The sequence below is a fragment of the Bradyrhizobium sp. USDA 4506 genome (genome assembly GCF_054058795.1).
Genome location: NZ_JBSSBM010000002.1, coordinates 3,230,251 through 3,250,994 on the forward strand (window position 1 = coordinate 3,230,251; position 20,744 = coordinate 3,250,994).

At 65.3% G+C, this 20,744-nt stretch carries 21 protein-coding genes; 9 read left to right on the forward strand and 12 right to left on the reverse strand.

Translation table 11 applies throughout. From position 1 onward, the window contains the following. Nucleotides 1–87: 87 nt before the first annotated feature. The gene (locus ACVIHF_RS17410) at nucleotides 88–654 is read left to right on the forward strand and encodes a hypothetical protein (RefSeq protein ID WP_456792377.1); all 567 of its coding nucleotides are present in this window, start codon (nucleotides 88–90) and stop codon (nucleotides 652–654) included. A 159-nt stretch (nucleotides 655–813) separates the two neighbouring features. Next, nucleotides 814–1,095 (forward strand): hypothetical protein, encoded by a 282-nt coding sequence (locus ACVIHF_RS17415; protein WP_456792378.1) that lies wholly within the window; start codon nucleotides 814–816, stop codon nucleotides 1,093–1,095. Between the two features lie 423 nt (nucleotides 1,096–1,518). Here ACVIHF_RS17415 and ACVIHF_RS17420 read toward each other — a convergent pair whose 3' ends face one another. Then, nucleotides 1,519–2,427, reverse strand: coding sequence for a DMT family transporter (locus ACVIHF_RS17420; protein WP_456792379.1), 909 nt, complete (start codon nucleotides 2,425–2,427; stop codon nucleotides 1,519–1,521). A gap of 111 nt (nucleotides 2,428–2,538) precedes the next feature. Between ACVIHF_RS17420 and ACVIHF_RS17425 the strand changes: the two genes are divergently transcribed. Next, nucleotides 2,539–3,312: an AraC family transcriptional regulator gene (locus ACVIHF_RS17425; protein ID WP_456792380.1), complete on the forward strand. Its 774-nt coding sequence runs from the start codon at nucleotides 2,539–2,541 to the stop codon at nucleotides 3,310–3,312. A gap of 392 nt (nucleotides 3,313–3,704) precedes the next feature. Here ACVIHF_RS17425 and gcvA read toward each other — a convergent pair whose 3' ends face one another. After that, complete coding sequence (gene gcvA, locus ACVIHF_RS17430; RefSeq protein ID WP_456792381.1) at nucleotides 3,705–4,604, reverse strand: transcriptional regulator GcvA; 900 nt, start codon at nucleotides 4,602–4,604, stop codon at nucleotides 3,705–3,707. Nucleotides 4,605–4,789: 185 nt separating this feature from the next. On the opposite strand from gcvA, the gene ACVIHF_RS17435 reads away from it, so the two are divergent. The 4 genes from ACVIHF_RS17435 to ACVIHF_RS17450 all read left to right on the forward strand — a co-directional run bounded on the left by ACVIHF_RS17435 (nucleotide 4,790) and on the right by ACVIHF_RS17450 (nucleotide 8,183). Beyond that, nucleotides 4,790–5,296 carry a PaaI family thioesterase gene (locus tag ACVIHF_RS17435; protein WP_456792382.1) on the forward strand — a complete coding sequence of 169 codons (507 nt, stop codon included), beginning with the start codon at nucleotides 4,790–4,792 and terminating at the stop codon, nucleotides 5,294–5,296. Next, a complete protein-coding gene (locus ACVIHF_RS17440) occupies nucleotides 5,293–6,555 on the forward strand; it encodes an MFS transporter (RefSeq protein ID WP_456792383.1) in 1,263 nt (420 codons plus the stop codon). Before ACVIHF_RS17435 ends, ACVIHF_RS17440 begins: the two co-directional genes overlap by 4 nt. A gap of 68 nt (nucleotides 6,556–6,623) precedes the next feature. Beyond that, a complete protein-coding gene (locus ACVIHF_RS17445) occupies nucleotides 6,624–7,346 on the forward strand; it encodes a helix-turn-helix domain-containing protein (RefSeq protein WP_456792384.1) in 723 nt (240 codons plus the stop codon). 72 nt (nucleotides 7,347–7,418) lie between these two features. Then, nucleotides 7,419–8,183 carry a sulfite exporter TauE/SafE family protein gene (locus ACVIHF_RS17450; protein ID WP_456792385.1) on the forward strand — a complete coding sequence of 255 codons (765 nt, stop codon included), beginning with the start codon at nucleotides 7,419–7,421 and terminating at the stop codon, nucleotides 8,181–8,183. Between the two features lie 41 nt (nucleotides 8,184–8,224). On the opposite strand, the gene ACVIHF_RS17455 is transcribed toward ACVIHF_RS17450, so the two are convergent. The 8 genes from ACVIHF_RS17455 to gatC form a co-directional block, all read right to left on the reverse strand. Then, nucleotides 8,225–8,491, reverse strand: a complete 267-nt coding sequence (locus tag ACVIHF_RS17455; protein WP_021078341.1) for a hypothetical protein — start codon at nucleotides 8,489–8,491, stop codon at nucleotides 8,225–8,227. An 848-nt stretch (nucleotides 8,492–9,339) separates the two neighbouring features. Continuing rightward, a complete protein-coding gene (locus ACVIHF_RS17460; protein ID WP_456792386.1) occupies nucleotides 9,340–10,017 on the reverse strand; it encodes a hypothetical protein in 678 nt (225 codons plus the stop codon). 30 nt (nucleotides 10,018–10,047) lie between these two features. Next, complete coding sequence (gene gatB / locus ACVIHF_RS17465; RefSeq protein ID WP_456792387.1) at nucleotides 10,048–11,535, reverse strand: Asp-tRNA(Asn)/Glu-tRNA(Gln) amidotransferase subunit GatB; 1,488 nt, start codon at nucleotides 11,533–11,535, stop codon at nucleotides 10,048–10,050. Nucleotides 11,536–11,652: 117 nt separating this feature from the next. Then, nucleotides 11,653–13,014 (reverse strand): patatin-like phospholipase family protein, encoded by a 1,362-nt coding sequence (locus tag ACVIHF_RS17470; protein ID WP_456792388.1) that lies wholly within the window; start codon nucleotides 13,012–13,014, stop codon nucleotides 11,653–11,655. Nucleotides 13,015–13,170: 156 nt separating this feature from the next. Further along, a complete protein-coding gene (locus ACVIHF_RS17475) occupies nucleotides 13,171–13,461 on the reverse strand; it encodes a hypothetical protein (protein ID WP_456792389.1) in 291 nt (96 codons plus the stop codon). Between the two features lie 3 nt (nucleotides 13,462–13,464). Further along, a complete protein-coding gene (gatA, locus tag ACVIHF_RS17480; protein WP_253623789.1) occupies nucleotides 13,465–14,940 on the reverse strand; it encodes an Asp-tRNA(Asn)/Glu-tRNA(Gln) amidotransferase subunit GatA in 1,476 nt (491 codons plus the stop codon). Then, on the reverse strand, nucleotides 14,937–15,179 hold the full coding sequence (locus ACVIHF_RS17485) for a hypothetical protein (protein ID WP_028333819.1): 243 nt from the start codon (nucleotides 15,177–15,179) through the stop codon (nucleotides 14,937–14,939). Before ACVIHF_RS17485 ends, gatA begins: the two co-directional genes overlap by 4 nt. A 78-nt stretch (nucleotides 15,180–15,257) precedes the next feature. Then, complete coding sequence (gatC, locus tag ACVIHF_RS17490; RefSeq protein WP_225158886.1) at nucleotides 15,258–15,545, reverse strand: Asp-tRNA(Asn)/Glu-tRNA(Gln) amidotransferase subunit GatC; 288 nt, start codon at nucleotides 15,543–15,545, stop codon at nucleotides 15,258–15,260. Between the two features lie 289 nt (nucleotides 15,546–15,834). Between gatC and ACVIHF_RS17495 the strand changes: the two genes are divergently transcribed. After that, entirely contained in the window at nucleotides 15,835–17,274 is a 1,440-nt protein-coding gene (locus ACVIHF_RS17495) for an IS1182 family transposase (RefSeq protein ID WP_253607763.1), read from the forward strand. A 200-nt stretch (nucleotides 17,275–17,474) separates the two neighbouring features. On the opposite strand, the gene ACVIHF_RS17500 is transcribed toward ACVIHF_RS17495, so the two are convergent. Beyond that, nucleotides 17,475–18,554: an NAD(P)H-dependent flavin oxidoreductase gene (locus ACVIHF_RS17500; RefSeq protein ID WP_456792390.1), complete on the reverse strand. Its 1,080-nt coding sequence runs from the start codon at nucleotides 18,552–18,554 to the stop codon at nucleotides 17,475–17,477. Between the two features lie 109 nt (nucleotides 18,555–18,663). Beyond that, nucleotides 18,664–19,680: an NAD(P)H-dependent flavin oxidoreductase gene (locus ACVIHF_RS17505; protein WP_456792391.1), complete on the reverse strand. Its 1,017-nt coding sequence runs from the start codon at nucleotides 19,678–19,680 to the stop codon at nucleotides 18,664–18,666. A 118-nt stretch (nucleotides 19,681–19,798) separates the two neighbouring features. On the opposite strand from ACVIHF_RS17505, the gene ACVIHF_RS17510 reads away from it, so the two are divergent. Next, nucleotides 19,799–20,689, forward strand: a complete 891-nt coding sequence (locus tag ACVIHF_RS17510; protein WP_456792392.1) for a LysR substrate-binding domain-containing protein — start codon at nucleotides 19,799–19,801, stop codon at nucleotides 20,687–20,689. Nucleotides 20,690–20,744: the final 55 nt, after the last annotated feature.

Sequence of the window (20,744 nt, forward strand, 5' to 3'; positions counted from 1 at the left end):
CTCAGGTTAGCGATCTGTTTCGCGCTGGTTCTCGTTCTGCCTGCTGCGCAGACGCCGCCGACGCTGCATTCGCGGGACGAGTGGCGTGTGGTTGACAAGGAATGCCGCGACGTCTTGCCTGCGCAGGCAAAGATACGGGCGTGTCTCAACCTGCTGAGCGATCGACGCCTCTCGACCGCTTATCTAGCGTCGATCACCGGTGAAATATCGAGCACCTTCCAAGGCTTGCGAGACTACGGCAACGCCATCAAGTACAAGAAGATCGAAATTGAACGTTCCTCGGCGAGGCAACCTTCTTCGTCGGGTGACGCACTTCCTGCCAGTCTCGGTGCGATGTCTCTGCGTTACACGGAGCTCGGGACACTCCAGGCGCTCAATCGCCAAACCAATTTCGGCAGTCAGTCGGATGAAGCGCGCCGAGGCGCCACCGAGGAGCAAAGTAGCTACAACCTTGCGCTTCAGTATAACCCGATGAACTACAGGGCATATCGATACCGGGCTGAAATTCGCAGCCAATTCTGCGACAGCGCGTCCGCCGCTCAAGACATGGAAGCAGCGGTTAGGTTTGCCGAACAGGCGGGAGATCAGGACGCCGCGCGAGACTACAAGCGCATCACGCTGGGTGCTTGCGTTCCGGCGTGGCGGCGAGACTAGTCCGAGCCATCAAACTGTCGCCCCCCCGGCGGCATACGCCGCGCCGCCCCGACAGTATTCTCACGGACCCCGAACTGGCAGGGAACTTGCGATGTATCCGTGAGTAGTTCGGCGCCAGCTGTTCTCGGTGTGCCGAACTCAGACATTCGGAGCACGCAAATGAACATGCATCATCGTTTTGAGACAGGTCGCGGACGTGGCGGACGCGAGTCGACGGTCAGCAAGATGCTGTCCGATCTCATCCTGGCCTGCCAGCAGATCGAAGCCGACATCGCGACCGAAGAAGCGCGCGTGGGAATTTATGACCGATCGGACGCGAGGTATCCGATTTTGGCAAGGTCGCTCAATGAGCGGCACGCCAATCTCAAGGGAACGATTGCCACGCTCGAAAAGCGTGTCGCCGAGAGATCTCAGCACAAGATGGTGACCGACGCAGCATAGCTCGGTCTTCGACCAACTCCTTGCACGCGGGCAGAGCGATCGATGCGATGAAGCATCAGTGCGGCGGCGACGACGTCAGCCGCTGCCGCGGGTGGATGGATCGAGGTTTCGGTTCTCGCCGGGCGGGATCGGGCCAAAGCCCGGATATACGTACCGGTCCGGAGGGACGACCTGTTCACTTGGACGGATGATGAGGTGCTGTCGCACGCGACGATGATGCGCCGATGCGGCGCCGGCAACCGAGCTCCACAGCATCACAAGCGGCAACGCCAAGGCCAAGGACATAGGCAAGCAAACACGCAAGGCAACACGCATCGCGATCACTCCGTTTCACCGAACAGGTGATCGCCGAGCGTAGCGCTGTATTCTGCCCTGGCTTCTCACATGCGATCAAAACAGCGAGATCGGCGATCCGTCACTTCGTTATCGCGCATCGATCGCGGTCTTTAGCGGCCGCGGCAAGGCCTGCGCGCAGGCGACACCGAGCAGCGCGAGGCCGCCGCCGACGACGTGGAATGGTTTGACCGGCTCGCCGAGCATCACGATCGCGGCCACAGCGGTCAGCACCGGCAAGAGATTCATGAAGATCGCGCAGCGGTTCGGGCCGAGCTGCGCGACGCCGCGGATCCAGAGGAACGGCAGCACGACCGAGGCGAGCGCGCCGGCATAGACGATCAGCGGCAAAGTCTCGGCGTTGACCTGACGCAGCGGCGCCGGCGTCGCGAGGAAGGCGGGAAACATCACGGCCAGCGCGCACAGCGCTTGCATGTAGGTGGACTGCCATCCAGTGATCGCGAGATTCCAGCGTTTCAGCAGCACACCGTACAGCGCATAAACGATCGCGGCCAGCAGCATCAGCGCGTCGCCCGCATGCACGCCGTTCTGCAACAGCGACGACAAGTCGCCGCCGCTGACGAGATAGACGAGGCCCGCAAACGACAGCGGCGCGCCCCAGATCATGCAAAGCGTCGGCGGTTCGCCGAGCAGCGCGGCACTGAGGGCGACCGTCAACAGCGGCGTCAGCGCGGTGAAGACAGCCATGTTGGTCGCGGTGGTGGTTTCGGCCGCCAGATACGACAGGCTCTGGAACAGGCACATCGCAAGGAAGCCGAGGATCGCGAGCGGACCGAGATGCGGCCAGATCGCACGGCGATTGCGCCAGGCGCCGCGCGCCACAAACGGAGACATCAGCAGCACCGCGACCAGCAGGCGATAGAAGGTGATCGCCTGCGGACCGATCGTGTGCGCCGAGAGGCGAGAGACGATGACGTTGCCCGCCCACAGCACGATGGCAACGAAGGGATAGAGAAGTGCGACTTTCTGCTTGAACATGACCCGGCAGCGCGTTGGTGAAGGACACTCCAGCAACGACCTGTCGCCCTAACGTCCGTCTCACGCTAGAGTGACCCCACCTAGCGAGATTGGGACATTCGAGACGAAGACGTGTTGGACGAGCTGATCACACGGCACCTCGACTATCACGCCACGGCGCGGCCGATGGCGGCGATGGAGATCGACTATCCGAGCGGCGCGTCGACCGGCCTGCACGCGCATCCGCGCGGCCAGCTGCTTTATGCGGTCGAGGGCGTAATGGTCGTGCGCTGCGCTGAAGGCACCTGGGTGGTGCCGCCCAACCGCGCGGTGTGGCTGGTGGCCGATCTCGCGCACGAGGTCCGGATGTGCGGCCCGGTCAAGATCCGCACCGTGTTCGTGGGCGCCGACGCGGCTCCCGATCTGCCGGAGGCCAGCTGCGTGTTCGCGGTCTCGCCGCTGCTGCGCGAATTGTTCGTCGCCGCGATGCGCGTCCCGCTGGACTATGCGCCCGCGACCTCCGACGAGCGCCTGATGCGCGTGCTGCTCGACCAGCTGCGCGAAGTCGATGTGCTGCCGCTGCACCTGCCGATGCCGCGCGACGAAAGGCTCGCGCGGATTTGCGCCGCGCTGGTGGCCCACCCGGACGATGGCTCCACGGCGGAGCAATGGGCGCGCCGGCTGAAGCTGACGTCGAAGACCATCCATCGTCTGTTCGCCAGGGAAACCGGCATGACGTTCGGCGAATGGCGTCAGCAGGCCCGCCTGCTGTTCGCGCTCGAACGCCTCGCGCGCGGCGCCCGCGTGATCGATGTCGCGCTCGATGCCGGCTATGCCAGCCAGAGCGCCTTCACCGCGATGTTCCGCAAGCATTTTGGCGTGCCGCCCAACGCGTTCTATCGGTAAGCTGTCCACTGCCCGCTGTGCTCCCTCTCCCCGTTCTTACGGGGAGAGGGTTGGGGTGAGGGGCTGCATCCGCAAAATAACTTCGAGTTAGACTCGCGGAGATTCCCCCTCACCCGGATCACATTGCGCCTCGCTCCATGCGATCCGACCTCTCCCCGCACACGGCAGGGCTATCGCATATGGGAGGAAATGGATTTGTCCGCACCGTCATGGCCGGGCTTGTCCCGGCCATCCACGTCTTTCTTCGCCTGCAAACAAAGACGTGGATGCCCGGGACAAGCCCGGGCATGACGAGTTTGTGGAGCGACCGAGCTCATATGCGATAGCCCTGCCGCACACGGGGCGAGGTGAAGCAGAGTCCGTTGCTCGACCTGACATAATCTCGTCGCGCTTTAGTGCTCCGCCGCCGACTGAGCCTCCGGTCCCAGGATCCAATCCCTGAACGCCGCGATCTTCGGAAGCGACTGCCTGTTGTCGGGACAGACGAGATAGTAGGCGAACTCCTCCAGATGCGCGGTCTCGAGCAGCTGGACCAGTTCACCGCTCGCGATCTCATGTGCCACCATCGCGGCCGGCAGCAGGCCCGCGCCCTGCCCCGTCAGCACGGCCTTCAGCAGAAGGCCGCTGTCATCGAACGAGGGTCCGCGCGGCGTGCGAACCTCCGCGATGCCGTTGGCCTGAAACCACAGGCTCCACCCCTTGCGATCGGCGTCATGCACCTGCGGCCAGCCCGCGAGTTCGCCCGGAGATGCCGGCCGGCCAAGTCGCTCCACCAGCGACGGCGATGCGACCGCCACCATCTCCACGGTGACGACGCGGTCGCTGCGCAGCCCCGGATAGCGGCCAAGGCCATGGCGCACCGCGACGTCAACGCCGCTGCGCGAGAAATCCACCACTGTGTTGCTGGTGACGATCTGCAGATCGATCTCGGGATGCGCGCCCTGGAACGAGGCCATGCGGGGTACCAACCAGGCCGACGCAAAGAATGGCGTGACGCTCACCGTCAGCGTACCGACATCGACGGATGCCGCGACGCGGCGCGAGGCATCCGCGATCTGGCGAAAGGCGTTGCGGATCGACGGCAGATAGTCGCGGCCGGCGTCGGTGAGATAGATACCGCGCGGCACCCGCTCGAACAGCTTCACGCCGAGATCGACTTCAAGCGTCTTGAGCATCTGGCTGACCGCGCCCGGCGTCACGCATAGCTCCTCGGCCGCGAGCTTCACCGAGAGATGGCGAGCGGCGGATTCGAACGCCTTGAGCGCGTTCAGCGGTGGAAGCCTGCTTTCCATAATTTAGATTTTCTAATCTCAATTGCGCAGCAAATCTGGTTTGCCAATTCAGCGTTACGGGCGCCCTATCAGCCTAATCCGATGCTGAAAGCCGCGTCAACGCAGAGAAAGTCGAACCATGGAACTTAGATTTTCTAACCTTCTCTGCCGCTCCCGACGGCTCAGCTCACCTGATGGAGCAAGCCATGACTGAGGTCGCAAACAAGCTCGCCATCCGCGAGATCGCTGCAGGCGGCCAGACCGGCCCGCTCGTCGGGCGCATCAACGCGTCGCAAGCCGGCAGCCTGCCCAGCCTCTTGGACTTTCAATGGCTCGAAGCCGGACGTGGCCACATCCGCGGCCGCTTCGAGATTGCCGCAAAACACTTCTCGCCGCACGGGCTGCTGCACGGCGCAAGCATCGTCGCATTGGCCGATACCGCATGCGGGTTCGGGTGCCTCGCGTCGTTGCCGGACGGCGCCATCGGCTTCGCCACCGGGGAGTTGAAGACCAACTTCATCGGCGCCGCGCGCGAAGGCGGCGTGAGCTGCGAGGCCCGCCTCGTTCACGCCGGGCGCACCACCCAGGTGTGGGACGCCGAGATCCGCAGCGAGGCGACAGGCAAGACCATCGCGCTGTTTCGCTGCACGCAGATGCTGCTCTACCCGCCGAGCACGGCCGGTGGTCATGCGGCACAGGGAGAACGATCATGAGGAATGCCGTCATGCACGCCGGTTATCAACGAGCCAGACCGTTCTACGGCTGGTACGTCGTCGCAGCAGCCTTCGTCGTGACGCTGATCGGCTTCGGCAGCGCCTACACATTCTCGTCCTTCGTCGAGTCCCTGCAGCGGGAGTTCGGCGCCTCGCGCGGCTCGGTGTCGCTGGTGTTCTCCTTCGCTGGCTTCCTGTATTTCGGCCTGGGGATGATCTCCGGTCCGCTTGCCGATCGCTGGGGCGCACGCAGGCTCGCTGGCCTCGGAATGGCGCTGGTCGGTCTCGGCATGGTGCTGGCGGGACAGGCCCAGACCATCCTCCAGGTCTATGCCGCCTACAGCATCGGGATCGGCGCCGGCGTCGGTTGCGCCTACGTGCCGACCTTGGGCGCCGTGCAGCGCTGGTTCGTCAGGCGGCGCGGTTTTGCGTCGGGCCTCGCCGTCAGCGGGATCGGGGTCGGCACGCTGGTGATGGCGCCGCTCGCGACCTGGCTGATCACGAGCCTCGGCTGGCGCGATGCCTATGTCCTGCTGGGCGTTGTCGCCGCCGTCGCCGGGATCGGTGCATCGCTGCTGATCGCGGACGATCCGCGCCGCTACGGCACCGGACCGGACGGCGATCCGCTCGAGACGGTTTCGGGCGCGCCGCTCCGCCAGGGCGTCTCGATCCGCGGCGCGGTACGGAGCGCGCGCTTCGCCGGGCTCTATACCGCCTGCCTGATCAGCGCGTTCGGCGTATTCGTGCCCTTCGTGCACCTCGTGCCGTTTGCGGTCGATCATCAGGTGGCGCCGACGCTGGCCGTGCTGTTGCTCGGGATGATCGGGGTCGGCAGCACGGCCGGCCGGTTCTTCCTCGGCGGCATCGCCGACCGCGTCGGCCGCGATGCATTCCTGGTCGCGATGTATCTCGGCATGGCCGTCTCGCTGGCGATCTGGGCGATCGCCGGCACCTTCTGGTCGCTCACGGTCTTCGCGCTGCTTTTCGGCCTGTTCTATGGCGGCTGGGTCGCGATCCTGCCCGCTGTCGTCACCGACCATTTCGGCGGCCGCAATGTCGGCGGCATCATCGGCATCCTCTACACCAGCGTCGCCGTTGGCACGCTGCTGGGCCCGAGCGCCGCCGGCTTCGCCTACGACATCAGCCACAGCTACTTCATTCCGGTGGCGATCAGTGCAGCCGCCAACCTCGTCGCCGCCCTCATTGCAATGGCGACCATGCGAACGGCCTCGCCGATCGCCTCAGTTGCGCAGGCGTGAGGCCCTCATGACGGTCGGTGACCCCCGTGCTACGCTCGGAGATCACCGCCCCATCGTTTCGAGCCTCTGTGATCACGCGCCTCGTCATGACCAATGCCTGGACTTATCAGCGAGCCGACAGGGAAGACATCGTCGAACTGGCATCGTGGCGCGGCGCCGGCTCGCTTGGCCTCAAGCCGCACTTCCATGACGAGAGCCAGATCGTGCTGGTGCTGTCGGGGTCGCGCGCCTTTCGCATCGGCAGCGCGACCGTCACCGTACCTGCCGGCCATGCCGCGCTTATTCCGGCGGGAATGCTGCATGCGCCGATGACGATGTCGGACGAGGAAACGGTCTGCCTCAACGCCTACGTTCCTGCCGGCCGCGTCTGCTCATCGGTGCGGATCATCCGTTTCGGGCAGCGTTGGCGGAACGTCGGCGAGATCTCGCCCGAGCACGTCAGCGAGATCGCCGACGACATCCTGTCGTGCGCGCCATCCCACCCCGCCGAGTACACCGACAGGACGAAGCTCCGCATCGCGCTGGCCGAGAGCGTCGCGCCGATCGCAGCGATTGCCGCCGGCTTCGGGCGAAGCCGCGAAGGGTTCAGCCGCATGGTCAGCCGCGAGCTCGGCATCGCGCCGCATACCTTCCGCCTGCTGGCCCGTCTCAATCTTGCCCGGCAATTGCTGCGCGCCGGCGCGCCGATCGCAGCAGTCGCGGTCGATGCGGGCTTTTCCGACCAGAGCCACCTCACCCGGCTGTTCCGCCGCACCTTTGGCACGACGCCGGGCGTCTACCGGCGCGGCTGAAGTGACGTCACAGACGTTCCAGACCGATTGGCGCATCGCCCGCTAGCCTGCTCACCCTGAAGAGGGTGAAGGATGGATACCCAGACAAGTCTTCTGCTGCTGGCGGCCGGGGTCGCCGGAGGGATCATCAATGCACTGGCGGGCGGCGCGACGCTCATCACCTTTCCGGCGATGCTCGCGGCGGGCCTGCCGGCCGTCATCGCCAACGCGTCGAATGCGGTGGCGATCTCGCCGGGGCATTTGATCGCCGCGCTCGCCGATCGCGGCAAGCTGCCGCCGCCGACGCGGCGCACGATCAGCTACGTCGTGATCGCCACGGTGGGCGGCGCGGTCGGCGCCGGCGTGCTGTTGCTGCTTCCCGAGCGGCTGTTCCTGCTGCCGGTACCGGCCTTGATTGCATTCGCAACGCTGCTGTTCGGCTTCGCCCCGCAGATCCAGGGATGGACCGTCGGGCGCCACAAGGCCGCGGCCTTGCCCTCGACCGGCGCGAGCGGTGCTGGGCTGGGGCTGGCGTGCATCTATGGAGGCTTCTTCGGCGCCGGTCTCGGCGTCATCCTGACCGCGGTGCTGTCGATCACCGAGCCCAACGACATCAGGGCGATCAAGGCGTTGAAGAACCTGCTCGCGACCTGCGTGTCGCTCGCTGCCACATTGATCTTTATCTTGCAGGGAGCGGTGCGGTGGCCGGAGACCTTGGCGATGCTGCTCGGCGCCGTGATCGGCGGCTATGCCGGAGGCTTCCTGATCCGGATCCTTCCCGCCCACATCGTCCGGCAGTTCGTCATCGTGGCCGGAGCGCTGATGACGGTGGTCTACGCGGCGCGATACTGGTTCTAGGTGGAGCGAGGGAGCCGAGGCTCCCATCGATATCGGTTGGCTTAGTGCGTCGTCATCCAGGCGCGGGCTTCGCGCTGGGCGGCCGCGATCTCGACATCGGACATCTGCTCGGCGACTTCGCGGCGGTGCGCGATCGCATCAGTACGTCCCTTGAGCGCCGCCAGGTTGAACCATTTGTGCGCCGCGACGAGGTTGACCACGCCGGAGCGGCCGCTCGCCCAATACATGCCACGTTCGAACAGCACGTCCTGGATCGCCGTTGCGGCAACCGGGACGGCGCTTTCCTGATCGATGACCCCCTGAAACATTCTCATTCCCCTTTTTGTTGTTGGCCGCCCTCCCCCGAGCGCGGCCCCCGTCCACTGTTGAAACTACCCTGTCATTCCCTGGCTGATCTTTGATCATGCCCGGGCTGATCTCTTGATCATGCCCCGCGCCGATCCTCGGGATCACCGCGTGCCGTTTGCCGGCTTGTTGGGATGATCATGGCCCATCAAATTTGAAGAGCGGTTTAAGTATCGCGATGAACGGGATGTAAATCGGCGTCGCCGAGGGCGCATCGAGGAATCGCAGAAGTGCCTGTGCCGCAGGCACTTCCTTGCATTCGTGAACGCCGGTTTACCCTGGTGTTTGGGACAACGATAACCATGGCGGACATTGGCCGCGGCGCCGGCGGGTCCCACCAGGCAATCAGTTTCGAAATTGACGGAGGGGCGGCGCGACCATGGACGAGCCGCGGAGCGGCGTGCGGTCGGGTGCACAGACAAAAGCAACGCGAGGCCGTCAGGCCCAGCGTCGATCCGGAACGGGGATGGATGGGGAAAGTGGCTGCCGGGCGCGGACTGCGCGGGCCGCCGGAACGAGGGGGTCGGCGAACACGTCAGGACCAGATTTCAGCTCGGCATTCTCGCCGGTGAAATTGCGGAACCAAGCGGGCTCCGCACCGAACGAAGAAATCTCTGTTTCTTCTGCCGGACCGGTTTTGGGAAGGTTGCCCTCTCCGAAATTCGATCCAGCCGTTTGACCTGATGTCTCGCCGACACCCTCTTTCGTCAGCCAGAGCCTTGGGGGTGGGATGTGCCTCTCAGCAGTCCGTCCGCTGGCTCTCGCGACGTGCCGGCGTCAAGCCGCCGGCAATCCTCTCGAGGCGAGAGGCTTACTTCTTCTTGGCGACCTTGCGGGTCTTCTTCGCAGTCTTCTTCACTGCGCTCTTCGCCTTCTTCGCCTTCTTCGCCTTCTTTGCCTTCTTAGCCATGTTGCCCTCCAGTATGTGAGATGGCTCTACTTCGCTGCGTGCACTCGGGAATCGATATGCACTACTTCCCGAATACACCAACAGACCGAAAAAAACAGTGTCCCGCTTAAGGAAGTGTTGACGCAGCGGTGGCAACGCGCACAGCGCGCGTCGCCGTTCAAATCGACGATGCAATCGCGCGACGATGCAAGAAGTGCAACAGCCGCCGACATCGGCATTTGTCAACGTTGCAGGAAACGCTTGTATTGCAGGCCTTTCTTGAATTCGCATTGAAGCGATCGACGCGCGACCGTCATTGCGTTGAGTCGCGAGCGGCGACGAAAAGCGGCGCGACGCCGACGCCGAGTCGTAATTTTTGGCAACGAAAAAATTTTCGTGGGTAAGACGGGTTTTGCCTCGTTTGAGGTCATCCGAACCGGATTTGCGAACGAATCGCGGCTTCTGCGATTCGGCGCCAGTGGCGCCGGCGCGCCGCGAACGGAGGGTGTGAGGCAGGATCACGCCGCGTTCACGCGCGCGCGACGACACCGAAGGTGACGGCAAAGGAGCATGCAAGGGAGCATGATCCGCCTGGATCATGCGCCAAGGACAACATCATTGTCCTGTTGTTCAGATGCCGAGCTTCGACTTCAAGAGGTCGTTGACCGCCTGCGGGTTCGCCTTGCCGCCCGACGACTTCATCACCTGACCGACGAACCAGCCGACCAATTGCGGCTTCGCCTTCGCCTGCTCGACCTTGTCGGGATTGGCCGCGATGATGTCGTCGACCACCTTCTCGATCGCGCCGAGGTCGGTGACCTGCTTCATGCCGCGCGCCTCGACGAGTGCGCGCGGATCGCCGCCTTCCTGCCAGACGATCTCGAACAAGTCCTTGGCGATCTTGCCGGAAATCGTTCCCTCGCCGATCAGGTCGACGATCGCGGCGAGCTGCTCCGCCGACACCGGCGAGGCCGCGATCTCGACGCCTTCCTTGTTGAGACGACCGAACAGTTCGTTGATCACCCAGTTGGCGGCGAGCTTGCCATCGCGCGCCTTGTCGGCAAGACCCGACAGCACCGTCTCGTAGAACTCCGCGCTCTCGCGCTCGGCAACCAGCACGCTCGCATCATAGGGCGACAGGCCGAAGCCCGTAATAAAACGGGACTTCTTCTCGTCCGGCAGTTCCGGGAGCTGCGCCTTGAGATCGTCGACGAAGGCCTGGCTGAACTCGAGCGGCAACAGATCGGGATCGGGGAAGTAACGGTAGTCGTGCGCCTCTTCCTTGGAGCGCATCGAGCGGGTCTCGCCCTTGTTCGGGTCGAACAGCCGGGTTTCCTGGTCGATCGAGCCGCCGTCCTCGATGATCTCGATCTGACGCCGCGCCTCGTACTCGATCGCCTGGCCGATGAAGTTGACCGAGTTCATGTTCTTGATTTCGCAGCGGGTGCCGAGCGCGGTCTCGCCGTGACGGCGTACCGAGACGTTGACGTCGGCGCGCAAATTGCCCTTCTCCATGTCGCCGTCGCAGGTGCCGAGGTAGCGCAGGATCGAGCGCAGCTTGGTGACGTAGGCCTTGGCCTGCTCGGCGTCGCGGATGTCGGGCTTGGAGACGATCTCCATCAGCGCAACGCCGCAACGGTTGAGGTCGACATAGGACATCGTCGGCGACTGATCGTGCAGCAACTTGCCGGCGTCCTGTTCCAGGTGCAGCCGCTCGATCCCGATCGTGACGCTGCGGCCGCCGTCGAGCTCGAGCGACACCTCGCCCTCGCCCACGATCGGCGACTTGTACTGGCTGATCTGGTAGCCCTGCGGCGAGTCCGGATAGAAATAGTTCTTGCGGTCGAACACCGAGCGCAGGTTGATCTTCGCATTCAGCCCGAGACCGGTGCGCACCGCCTGGCGGACACACTCCTCATTGATCACGGGCAACATGCCCGGCATCGCGGCATCGACCAGCGAGACATGCGAGTTGGGCTCGCCGCCGAACGCGGTCGATGCGCCGGAGAACAGCTTCGCGTTCGAGGTGACCTGGGCATGAATCTCCATGCCGATCACGACCTCCCAATCGCCGGTGGCGCTCTTGATCAGTTTGTGCGGGGCGGCAGATGCGGTCATGGATCTCGGTTTCCGGATAAAGGATATCTGGGATAGATTGGGCTTCGCGCAACCAATCGCGCCAGTCAAGCCGCCTTCCAGTCCCCTTGCAGCCCGCCGCCGTCGCCTGAGGCGGGATCAGAGCCCGCGCCGGAACTGCTGGTAGGCCTTGCTCGAACGCAGCGCGTCGGCGCCGCCCGCGATCAGCTGGTCGACCTGCTCCGGCGGCAGCGACAGCCGCGTCGGGATGGCGTTCAGGATGCCGGCGCGGTCCGGTCCGAGGCGGTCGAAGCCGAGCCGCTCGACATAGATCGCGACGTCACCGCATTTCCAGCCGGCGCCGACGCCGAGCCGGCTGCGCTCCGCCGCCGACAACCCGCAGCGCCAGCGCTTCAGCTTGCCGGACCAGTCCTCGGCAAGCGCCGTGAAGGCGGCGTAGCTGGAGCGCACGCTGGCATCGATCGCGGTGTCGGCGGCCGCGGACACCAGTTCGACGCCACTCGGCCCTTCGAGCGTCTGCACGAAGTCGCCGGAGATGCCGCGGCCGGCGTCGACCACCAGGAACAGGATGCGCTTCAGCTTGGCCGCCTGCCGTTCGTTCAGCGGCTCGTAGGGACGCTGAGCGGCGAGCAAGCCGATGCTCAGCCCCGACAGACCGTAATTGTCGACGAGGCCGCCATCGAGCAGCTTGACGTAGCGCATCGAGCCGTCGCGGTAATGTGCCTGGGCCTCGGCATAGGCGCGCAGCAACGGCTGTGCGTTCGGATCGTTGCGCACCCGCTCGAGCCAGGCCGGCAGTGGCACGGCGCAACCGCCGGGATAGGTTTGCAGCACGATCGGGGCAAACGCCAGCGGCACCGCGGCGGATGCCGCCACCGCTTCGGCGACACGATACGATCTGATGTCGCTGCACAAGGCGTCGAACGACGTCTTGCCGAACACGAACGGCGTGCGGTTGTAGATGTCAGACGCGTTGATCCAGACCCGCGGCCGGCGATCGTCGGCCAATGCGTCGAACCGCGCGCCGTCGAACAAATTCTGATCGAGCCAGTCGGTGAACTGGCTGTCGTTGACGCCGCCGCCGAGCGCGCGCCCGATATTGCCGAGCGAGATCCGGGTCTTCAGTCCCTCCTCGGCGTTGCGCAGCAGGAAGCGCTGGCGGAAATCGTCGAGCGCCGCGCGGCGCTTCAATCCGAAATAGGCGGCGGTGACCGATCCGCCGGAGACGCCGGAGACGAAGTCGACGCGGTCGAGCAGCGTCTTGGTGCCCGCCGCACTCGAACGCGTGTGGTCAAGCTCCTCCAGCACGCCGAAGGAAAACGCCGCCGCGCGGGTGCCGCCGCCGGAGAACGACAGCGCGAGCAGCAGATCATCTTCGTAGGCCGGAATGTCGCGGGCGCTGCTGTTGTCGGCGAGCGCGGCGCCGAGCGGCACATTGCCGGGCAGATTGTAGACGGAGGCGCAGCCGGCAAGGCCCGCCGCCACCACGGCCACCAGCATTGCTGACAGCCATCCCCCTATGCCCGACCCACGCACGAATACTCTCTTTTGCCGCTGGCCCCCGCCCGGTTCCACTAGCCTATCACGGCCAATCTGGGCGGCGGCATGGCGGCCGAAACAGGGTTAATGCTCGCGGTGCCTCCGCACCGGCGTCCTTTAGCCGCGCTGCGCCAGCAGCGCGGCTACGATCCGCTCCCACTCGGCCTCGAGCGTGTCCTTTGCGACCGGCTGGCCGGCCTGGCGATACCAGTAGCCGGCATTGCCGAGATCGCCCTCGACGCGATGCAGATGGGCATGCACCCAGGCCGAATTGGCGTCGCCCTCGTCCTGCACGATGCGGTGCGCCTGGTCCCAATCGCCCTTCTTCGCCCACCACAACGCGGCGAGCGGTGGCGACAGCGCCGCATCGGGCGCGGTGTCAGCGAGACTGACGCGGAAATCCGCCATCGCTCACCACCATCTAGGCGCCGTGAACCGGCCGGCCGCCTGCTCGATCACCTCGCCGAGCGAGAACAGCGTCTCTTCGTCGAACGGACGGCCGATCAACTGCAGGCCGAGCGGCAGACCTTGCGTGTCCTTGCCGGCGGGCACGGCGATGCCCGGCAGGCCCGCCATGTTCACGGTCACCGTGAAGATGTCGTTGAGATACATTTCGACCGGATCGGCGCCGCCCTTCTCGCCGATGCCGAACGCCGCCGACGGCGTCGCCGGCGTCAGGATCGCGTTGACACCCTTGGCGAAGCAGTCCTCGAAGTCCTTCTTGATCAGCGTCCGGACCTTTTGCGCGCGCAGATAATAGGCGTCGTAGTAGCCGGCCGACAGCACATAGGTGCCGATCAGCACGCGGCGGCGCACCTCGTCGCCAAAACCATCGGCGCGGGTGTTCTCGTACATCTCGATGATGTTCCTGCCCGGTTCGCGCAGCCCGTAGCGCACGCCGTCATAGCGCGCGAGGTTCGACGAGGCCTCGGCCGGCGCAACGATGTAATAGGCCGGCAGCGCGTATTTGGTGTGCGGCAGCGACACCTCGACGAGCTCGGCGCCGGCGGCCTTCAGCCACTGCGCGCCCTCGCTCCAGAGCTTTTCGATCTCGGCCGGCATGCCGTCGAGCCGATATTCCCTGGGGATGCCGATCTTCATGCCCTTCACGGACTTGCCGATCGCGGCCTCGTAGTCCGGCACGGCGATGTCGACCGACGTGGTGTCCTTGGGATCGTGCCCCGCCATCGAGCGCATCAGGATCGCGGCATCGCGCGTCGAGCGCGCGATCGGGCCGGCCTGGTCGAGCGAGGATGCAAACGCGACGATGCCCCAGCGCGAGCAGCGGCCATAGGTCGGCTTGATGCCGACGGTTGCGGTGAACGCGGCGGGCTGGCGGATCGAGCCGCCGGTGTCGGTCGCGGTCGCGCCCATGCAGAGAGCAGCCGCCACCGCCGAAGCCGAGCCGCCGGACGAGCCGCCCGGCACCAGTGTGGTGTTGGAGCCCTCGCGCCGCCACGGGTTGGTGACCGGGCCGAAGCACGAGGTCTCGTTCGACGAGCCCATCGCGAATTCGTCATTGTTGAGTTTGCCGAGCAGCACTGCACCGTCGCGCCACAGCTGCGAGGTCACCGTCGACTCGTAGGGCGGAATGAAATTGCCGAGGATATTCGAGCACGCCGTGGTCCTGATGTCGCGGGTCGCGAACAGGTCCTTGATGCCGAGCGGGATGCCGGCGAGCGGTCCGCCCTCGCCTTTTGCAATTTTCGCGTCGGCGGCCTTCGCCATCTCGCGGGCGCGGTCGGGCGTTTCGAGCACATAGGCATTGAGCACACGCGCGGCTTCGATGGCGGCGAGATGCGCATCGGTCAGTTCGCGGGCGGTGAAAGACTTGCTCGCCAGGCCCTCGCGGGCCTCGGCGATCGTCAGCGATGTCAAATCAGTCATTTATTGATCGGGCTGCAGAAGAACGGAGACAGGGTCTTGTCGTTGGCGGGGTCGTCTTGGCGCGCCAGGTTATTTGCCTTGGCATTTTCCTTGGCGCGGGCGGCGTCAAGCGCCTCAAGATGGTCAAGCACGGCGTCCATCGCCGCGTTGGGATCGGCGACCTTCCCCTTGCGCTCCATGGCATCGAGGAAGTCCATATAGGCCTTGTAGGCCTTCTCATCGTCGCACAGCAGACACATTGGACTTTGTCGCTTTTGTTTGACGCGTTTTCTTCACGCGAACCGGTATCCACTTCGCTCGAAAACGCGATGCTTGCGTTACTCGACCACCTTCGGCACCAGGAAGAAGTCGTTCACGGTGTCGGGCGCGTTGCGGACGATGACGTCGGCGATCTCGCCGTCATTGACCACGTCGGCGCGCTTCTTCATCTCCATCGGCGTCACCGAGGTCATCGGCTCGACGCCGTCGACATTCACTTCCGACAGCTGCTCCACAAAGGCCAGCATCGCGTTCAGCTCGCCCTGGAGATGGGGAACTTCGGCGTCGCTGACCGCGATCCGCGCCAGATGCGCGATGCGGCGGACGGTCGTGGCGTCTACGGACATTATATAGGGCCTCGGGGCTGAAAGGTCAGGCTGAAAGGTCAGCCTGCCGTATAGCAGAGGCCGGTTTTGCGCCGCAACCGCGCGAATTTGCCCGCCCAACGGGGCTTTGGAGCCCATCCGGCGACCGGACAAGACACCCTGCCACGGATTCCGGTTGCGAAACGCACGGCGAAACCAGTTCGCGGCCGCCGCGAAGTCGTCCCGAAACATTCACGGCGCCTACTGACCCTGGCTGTGTGAAAACGCTGGGCTGCTGTTATGATTCTCCTGTGATTCTTTGGGGGAATCGATGAGGCGCTTCGTTGAAGAGGCGGATCGTGGACAGCGGTCGCTGTTGCCCGAATGCCTCGATGACTTCATTGACGAGAGCAACCCTGTTCGCGTGATCGACGTATTTGTCGATGCGCTCGGTTTGGCTGAGATGGGCTTTGAGGGTGTGGAGCCGGCGGCCACCGGTCGGCCGTCGTACCATCCCTCGGTGCTCCTGAAGCTTTACATTTACGGTTATCTGAACCGGGTACAGTCGAGCCGGCGGCTGGAACGAGAGGCCGGGCGCAACGTCGAGGTGATGTGGCTGCTGGGTCGGCTCGCTCCCGATCACAAGACGATTGCGGACTTCCGCAAGGACAACGGCCTGGCGCTGCGCAGGGTATGTGCGCGCTTCGTCGAACTCTGCCGAGAGATGGGTCTGCTGGCGACGGCGAGCGTCGCCATCGATGGCAGCAAGTTCAAGGCCGTGAACAACCGGGACAGGAACTTCACGCGCGCGAAGATGGAGCGACGGCGTGCTCAGTTGGAGGAGAGCGTCGCGCGCTATCTGAGCCAACTTGACACGGCCGACCGCCAGGAGCCGACCGAGGCCCTGGCCACGAAGGTGACGAGGCTTACCGAGAAGCTGACGAAACTGAAGGAGGAAATGGGCAAGCTTGCCGTCTACGAGAAGCAGATGCTTGCGTCACCCGACCAGCAAATCTCCCTGACCGACCCCGACAGCCGCTCGATGGCGACGAGCGGGCGCGGCTCTGGTGTTGTCGGCTACAACGTACAGGTCGCCGTAGACACCGAACACCATCTGATTGTGACGCACGAGGTGACGAACAGCGGCTCGGATCGGGCACAACTTGCCAATATGGCCAAGCGGGCGAAGGCTGTTCTGAAGACTGAGACGCTCGAAGCTGTAGCCGATCGCGGCTACTTCAACAGCCCAGAGATCCTTGCGTGCCACGAAGCGGGCATCACGGTAACTCTGCCCAAACCGCTAACGTCCGGCGCTAAGGCAGACGGACGCTTCGGTAAACAGGACTTTGCCTATTTGCCAGAGGAGGACGTCTATCGCTGCCCGGCCGGGGAGCGGCTATCATATCGCTATACGAATGAAGAAGACAGCAAGGTGCTGCGGCGCTACTGGACCACGGCCTGTCAAAGCTGTTCGCTCAAGACCCAATGCACGCCTGGGTCAGAACGGCGGATTACGCGATGGGAGCATGAGCATCTGCTCGAGGCTGTGCAGCAGCGCCTTGATGCAAGCCCGCACGCCATGCGTCAGCGCCGCGAAACTGTCGAGCATCCGTTCGGCACCATGAAGGCCCGCATGGGAGCGACACACTTCCTCACCAAAACGCTTCCGAAAGTGGCGGCCGAAATGGCGCTCTCCGTCCTGGCCTACAATCTGACACGGGTCATGAACATCGTCGGGATCAAGCCGCTGATGGCTGCGATCGCGGCATGACACCAATCCAGTCCCGACTGCCTCGGGACTGGCGTTTTTACACGACCAAGACCCCAAGCAGAAAAGTTCGGAGCGCGTCATGTCAATGCTCAACGGCAGCCCCCGCCCGGAGGGCTGGGACCCGGCCCTCTGGTCGATCGGCACGGCGCTGGGGGTCGCGATCCTCTACGTGGCATGCCTGGTCTGAACGAGCCCGCGCGTCAGGCCTGAGACAGAGCCGCCATCCGCGCCAGCGCGGCGCCGGCCAGCGCGCGAGTCAACTCGGCCGCCGGCATTTCCTTGCCCATCCGCACCGCCTGCCCGGCCCACAGATTGGTGAAATCGACCTTGCCCTGTTTTTCGGCAGCCGCCTTCAGCGGTCCGAGGGCGGTCGCTGCGTGCGGGAACGCCGGCGCGTCCGGCGAGATCGGCCCGACCTCGCGCATCACACGGTTGGCGACGCCGCGCGCCGGGCGGCCGGTCATCACATTGGTGATGACGGTGGATTCGTCGCTCGCCTGCGCCAGCGCGACGCGGGCCTGCGCCGTCACCTTGGACTCCGGGCAGCGCAGATAGGCCGAGCCGACCTGCACGCCGGAGGCGCCGAGGGCAAATGCCGCGGCGATCCCGCGCCCGTCGGCGATGCCGCCGGCCGCGACGACCGGCACCTTCACCGCATCCACCACCTGCGGCAGCAGCGAGAACGTCCCGGGCTGCTCGGCGATGTTGTCGGTCAGAAACATGGCGCGATGGCCGCCGGCGTCGGCGCCTTGCGCGATGATGACATCGGCGCCGTTCTCCTCGAGCCAGATCGCCTCCTTCACCGTCGTCGCCGACGACATCACGGTGGCGCCGGTGGCTCTCACCCGCTGCAACAGATTTGGCTCCGGCAGGCCGAAATGGAAGCTGACGACCTCCGGCTTCAGCTCCTCGACCACGGCGCAGAACGCCGCATCGAACGGCGCGCGGTTCGCCGCATTGATCGGCGCATTCGGATCGAGGCCGTGCTCGCGATAGTAGGGCGCCAGCCGTCGCCGCCAGTTCGCCTCGCGCGCCGGATCGGCGTCGACCGCCTTGTGGCAGAAGAAGTTGAGGTTGACCGGCGCAGAGACGCGTTGACGGATGATGTTGACCTGCTCACGCGCCTTCTCGGCCGACAGCATCGCACATGGCAGCGAGCCGAGCCCGCCCCCCTGCGCCACCGCGATCACCAGCTCCGCATCCATCACGCCGGCCATCGGCGCCAGCACGATCGGGAATTCGGTCTTGAAACGATCGATCAATCGACGGTCCGGCCACATGGCGTGTCTCTTTCCTGGCTTGCTCGGAATTACCCTCTCCCCTTGCGGGAGAGGGTGCGCTCGCAAGGCGAGCGCGGGTGAGGGGTTTCCCTCCGCGGGGACAGACCCCTCATCCGTCGCGGACTGCGTCCGCGCCACCTTCTCCCACAAGGGGAGAAGGAAAAAAGTTGCGCCGGCCCTGCAGCGACTGCTCGGCCTCGGCGACGATGCGGCCGACGATCTCGGCCGCCGGAACGATATCATGGATCAGGCCGACGGACTCGCCGGCAAACACCGCGGCGACATCGAAATTGGCCGCGGCCTTCGCGGCGGCATACTCCACCGCGACCTCGTCAGCGCGCTGCATCAGCTCGATCTCGCGGCCGCTCCAGCGCCGCAGATGATCGTTGGCGAGCGAACGCGCGGTGAACGGCGCCGGCCACATCAGCTTGCGCGACCAGTCGAACACCACGCCGCGCACCGTCTCGCCGCTCCTTGCCGCACAGATCAGCTGCTTGGCCTGCTCGGCCGCGTCGGCCTCCACGCTGGCGTAGAAGCGCGTTCCCATCAGCACGCCGGACGCGCCGAGCATCATCATCGCCGCGAGGCCACGCCCGTCCGCGATGCCGCCGGCCGCGACCACAGGCACGCGCCCCGCCGCGAAATCGATGATCGCCGGCACGATGTCGAGCGTGGTGCGCGACGCGCCGTGACCGCCCGCCTCCGTGCCCTGCGCGATCAGGATGTCGGCGCCGCAGTCGAGCGCCTGCCGCGCCATCTCCTCGCTCTGCACCTGGCAGATCAGCAGCGCGCCCGCCGCCTTGATCTTCGGCGCGAACGGCGCGGGATCGCCGAATGACAGCATCACCGCGCGCGGCCGCGCATCCAGCGCGATGTCGATCAGCTCGGGCTGCCTGGCGAGACTCCAGGTGATGAAGCCGATGCCGAACGGCTTTGCAAAACCCTTCAGCTTCGCGGTCTCGGTCTGCAGCCGCGTCTTGTCGCCATAGCCGCCGCCCAGAATGCCGAAGCCGCCGACGGCGCTGACCGCCTTGACCAGCCCGCTGCCGGCGATCGTGTCCATCGGCGCGAGCAGGATCGGATGCTCGATGTCCAGACGTGCCGTCAATTCGGTGCTGATCGCCATGCGCTTGCTCCCTGTTCTGGACTTGCTGTTCTGGACTTGCAGCCTAAGCGGGCCTAACATTCTCGGATAATGAATACTAGAGAACGCTACCATCTCTAAATCAGAACGGTGGTCCCAGATGGAATTGACCGACCTGCTCACCTTTTCCACGGTCGCGCGGCTCGGCGGCATCACCCGGGCCGCCGACGAGCTGAACACCGTGCAGTCGAACGTCACCCAGCGCATCAAGGCGCTGGAGGCCGAGATCGGCACGGCGCTGTTCGAGCGCCACAGCCGCGGCATGTCGCTGACCGGCGCCGGCCGCCGCCTGTTGCCCTATGCGCAGCGCATGGCGGCGCTGTCGCGCGAAGCCGTGCTCGCCGCGCGCGACGATGGCGAGCCGAAGGGTCCGCTGTCGATCGGCTCGATGGAAACCACCGCCGCGGTGCGGCTGCCGACGCTGCTCGCCGAGTTTCATCGCCGCTATCCGGCGGTGCGCCTGACCTTGCGCACCGCGCCGACCGCCGACCTCGTTGCCGCCGTGCTCGACGGCTCGCTCGATGGCGCCTTCGTCGCCGGCCCGATCGAGCATGCGGAACTGTCGGCGACATCCGCCTTCACCGAGGAACTGGTGTTGGTCACCGCGCAGCGCTGGAAATCGCTGGCCGCATTGCGCGCCGGCACGCCGGAGTCGGGCCCGACCGCGCTGGTGTTCCGCACCGGCTGTACCTACCGGCAGCGTCTCGAACAGGTGTTCACCGAGTTCGGCTGGCCGTCGGCGGTCCGCTTCGAGTTCGGCACGCTCGACGGCATGGTCGGCTGCGTCGCCGCCGACATGGGCGTCACCCTGCTGCCGCGCGCCGTCGTCGATCGCGATCACGTCCAGCGCGACATCAACATCCACAAGCTCAGTCCGCAGCATGCGCATGTCGAGACGCTGTTCATCCAGCGCCGCACCGCGCATCAGTACAGCGCATTGCAGGGGCTCGCCGCGTGCCTCGGTGGCGACGAGCGGGTGATCGCCGCCTGACCGGCGTTTTCGCATGGACGCCACGGCAGTGCCGGGCTTTGCCTCGGCGCGCGGC

Coding starts and splice junctions, on each gene's coding strand:
- ACVIHF_RS17415 (WP_456792378.1), top strand. CDS start 814: ATGAACATGCATCATCGTTTTGAGACAGGTCGCGGACGTGGCGGACGC.
- ACVIHF_RS17420 (WP_456792379.1), bottom strand. CDS start 2,427: ATGTTCAAGCAGAAAGTCGCACTTCTCTATCCCTTCGTTGCCATCGTG.
- gcvA (WP_456792381.1), bottom strand. CDS start 4,604: ATGGAAAGCAGGCTTCCACCGCTGAACGCGCTCAAGGCGTTCGAATCC.
- ACVIHF_RS17435 (WP_456792382.1), top strand. CDS start 4,790: ATGACTGAGGTCGCAAACAAGCTCGCCATCCGCGAGATCGCTGCAGGC.
- ACVIHF_RS17440 (WP_456792383.1), top strand. CDS start 5,293: ATGAGGAATGCCGTCATGCACGCCGGTTATCAACGAGCCAGACCGTTC.
- ACVIHF_RS17450 (WP_456792385.1), top strand. CDS start 7,419: ATGGATACCCAGACAAGTCTTCTGCTGCTGGCGGCCGGGGTCGCCGGA.
- ACVIHF_RS17455 (WP_021078341.1), bottom strand. CDS start 8,491: ATGTTTCAGGGGGTCATCGATCAGGAAAGCGCCGTCCCGGTTGCCGCA.
- ACVIHF_RS17460 (WP_456792386.1), bottom strand. CDS start 10,017: ATGATCCAGGCGGATCATGCTCCCTTGCATGCTCCTTTGCCGTCACCT.
- gatB (WP_456792387.1), bottom strand. CDS start 11,535: ATGACCGCATCTGCCGCCCCGCACAAACTGATCAAGAGCGCCACCGGC.
- ACVIHF_RS17470 (WP_456792388.1), bottom strand. CDS start 13,014: ATGCTGGTGGCCGTGGTGGCGGCGGGCCTTGCCGGCTGCGCCTCCGTC.
- ACVIHF_RS17475 (WP_456792389.1), bottom strand. CDS start 13,461: ATGGCGGATTTCCGCGTCAGTCTCGCTGACACCGCGCCCGATGCGGCG.
- gatA (WP_253623789.1), bottom strand. CDS start 14,940: ATGACTGATTTGACATCGCTGACGATCGCCGAGGCCCGCGAGGGCCTG.
- ACVIHF_RS17485 (WP_028333819.1), bottom strand. CDS start 15,179: ATGTGTCTGCTGTGCGACGATGAGAAGGCCTACAAGGCCTATATGGAC.
- gatC (WP_225158886.1), bottom strand. CDS start 15,545: ATGTCCGTAGACGCCACGACCGTCCGCCGCATCGCGCATCTGGCGCGG.
- ACVIHF_RS17495 (WP_253607763.1), top strand. CDS start 15,835: ATGAGGCGCTTCGTTGAAGAGGCGGATCGTGGACAGCGGTCGCTGTTG.
- ACVIHF_RS17500 (WP_456792390.1), bottom strand. CDS start 18,554: ATGTGGCCGGACCGTCGATTGATCGATCGTTTCAAGACCGAATTCCCG.
- ACVIHF_RS17505 (WP_456792391.1), bottom strand. CDS start 19,680: ATGGCGATCAGCACCGAATTGACGGCACGTCTGGACATCGAGCATCCG.
- ACVIHF_RS17510 (WP_456792392.1), top strand. CDS start 19,799: ATGGAATTGACCGACCTGCTCACCTTTTCCACGGTCGCGCGGCTCGGC.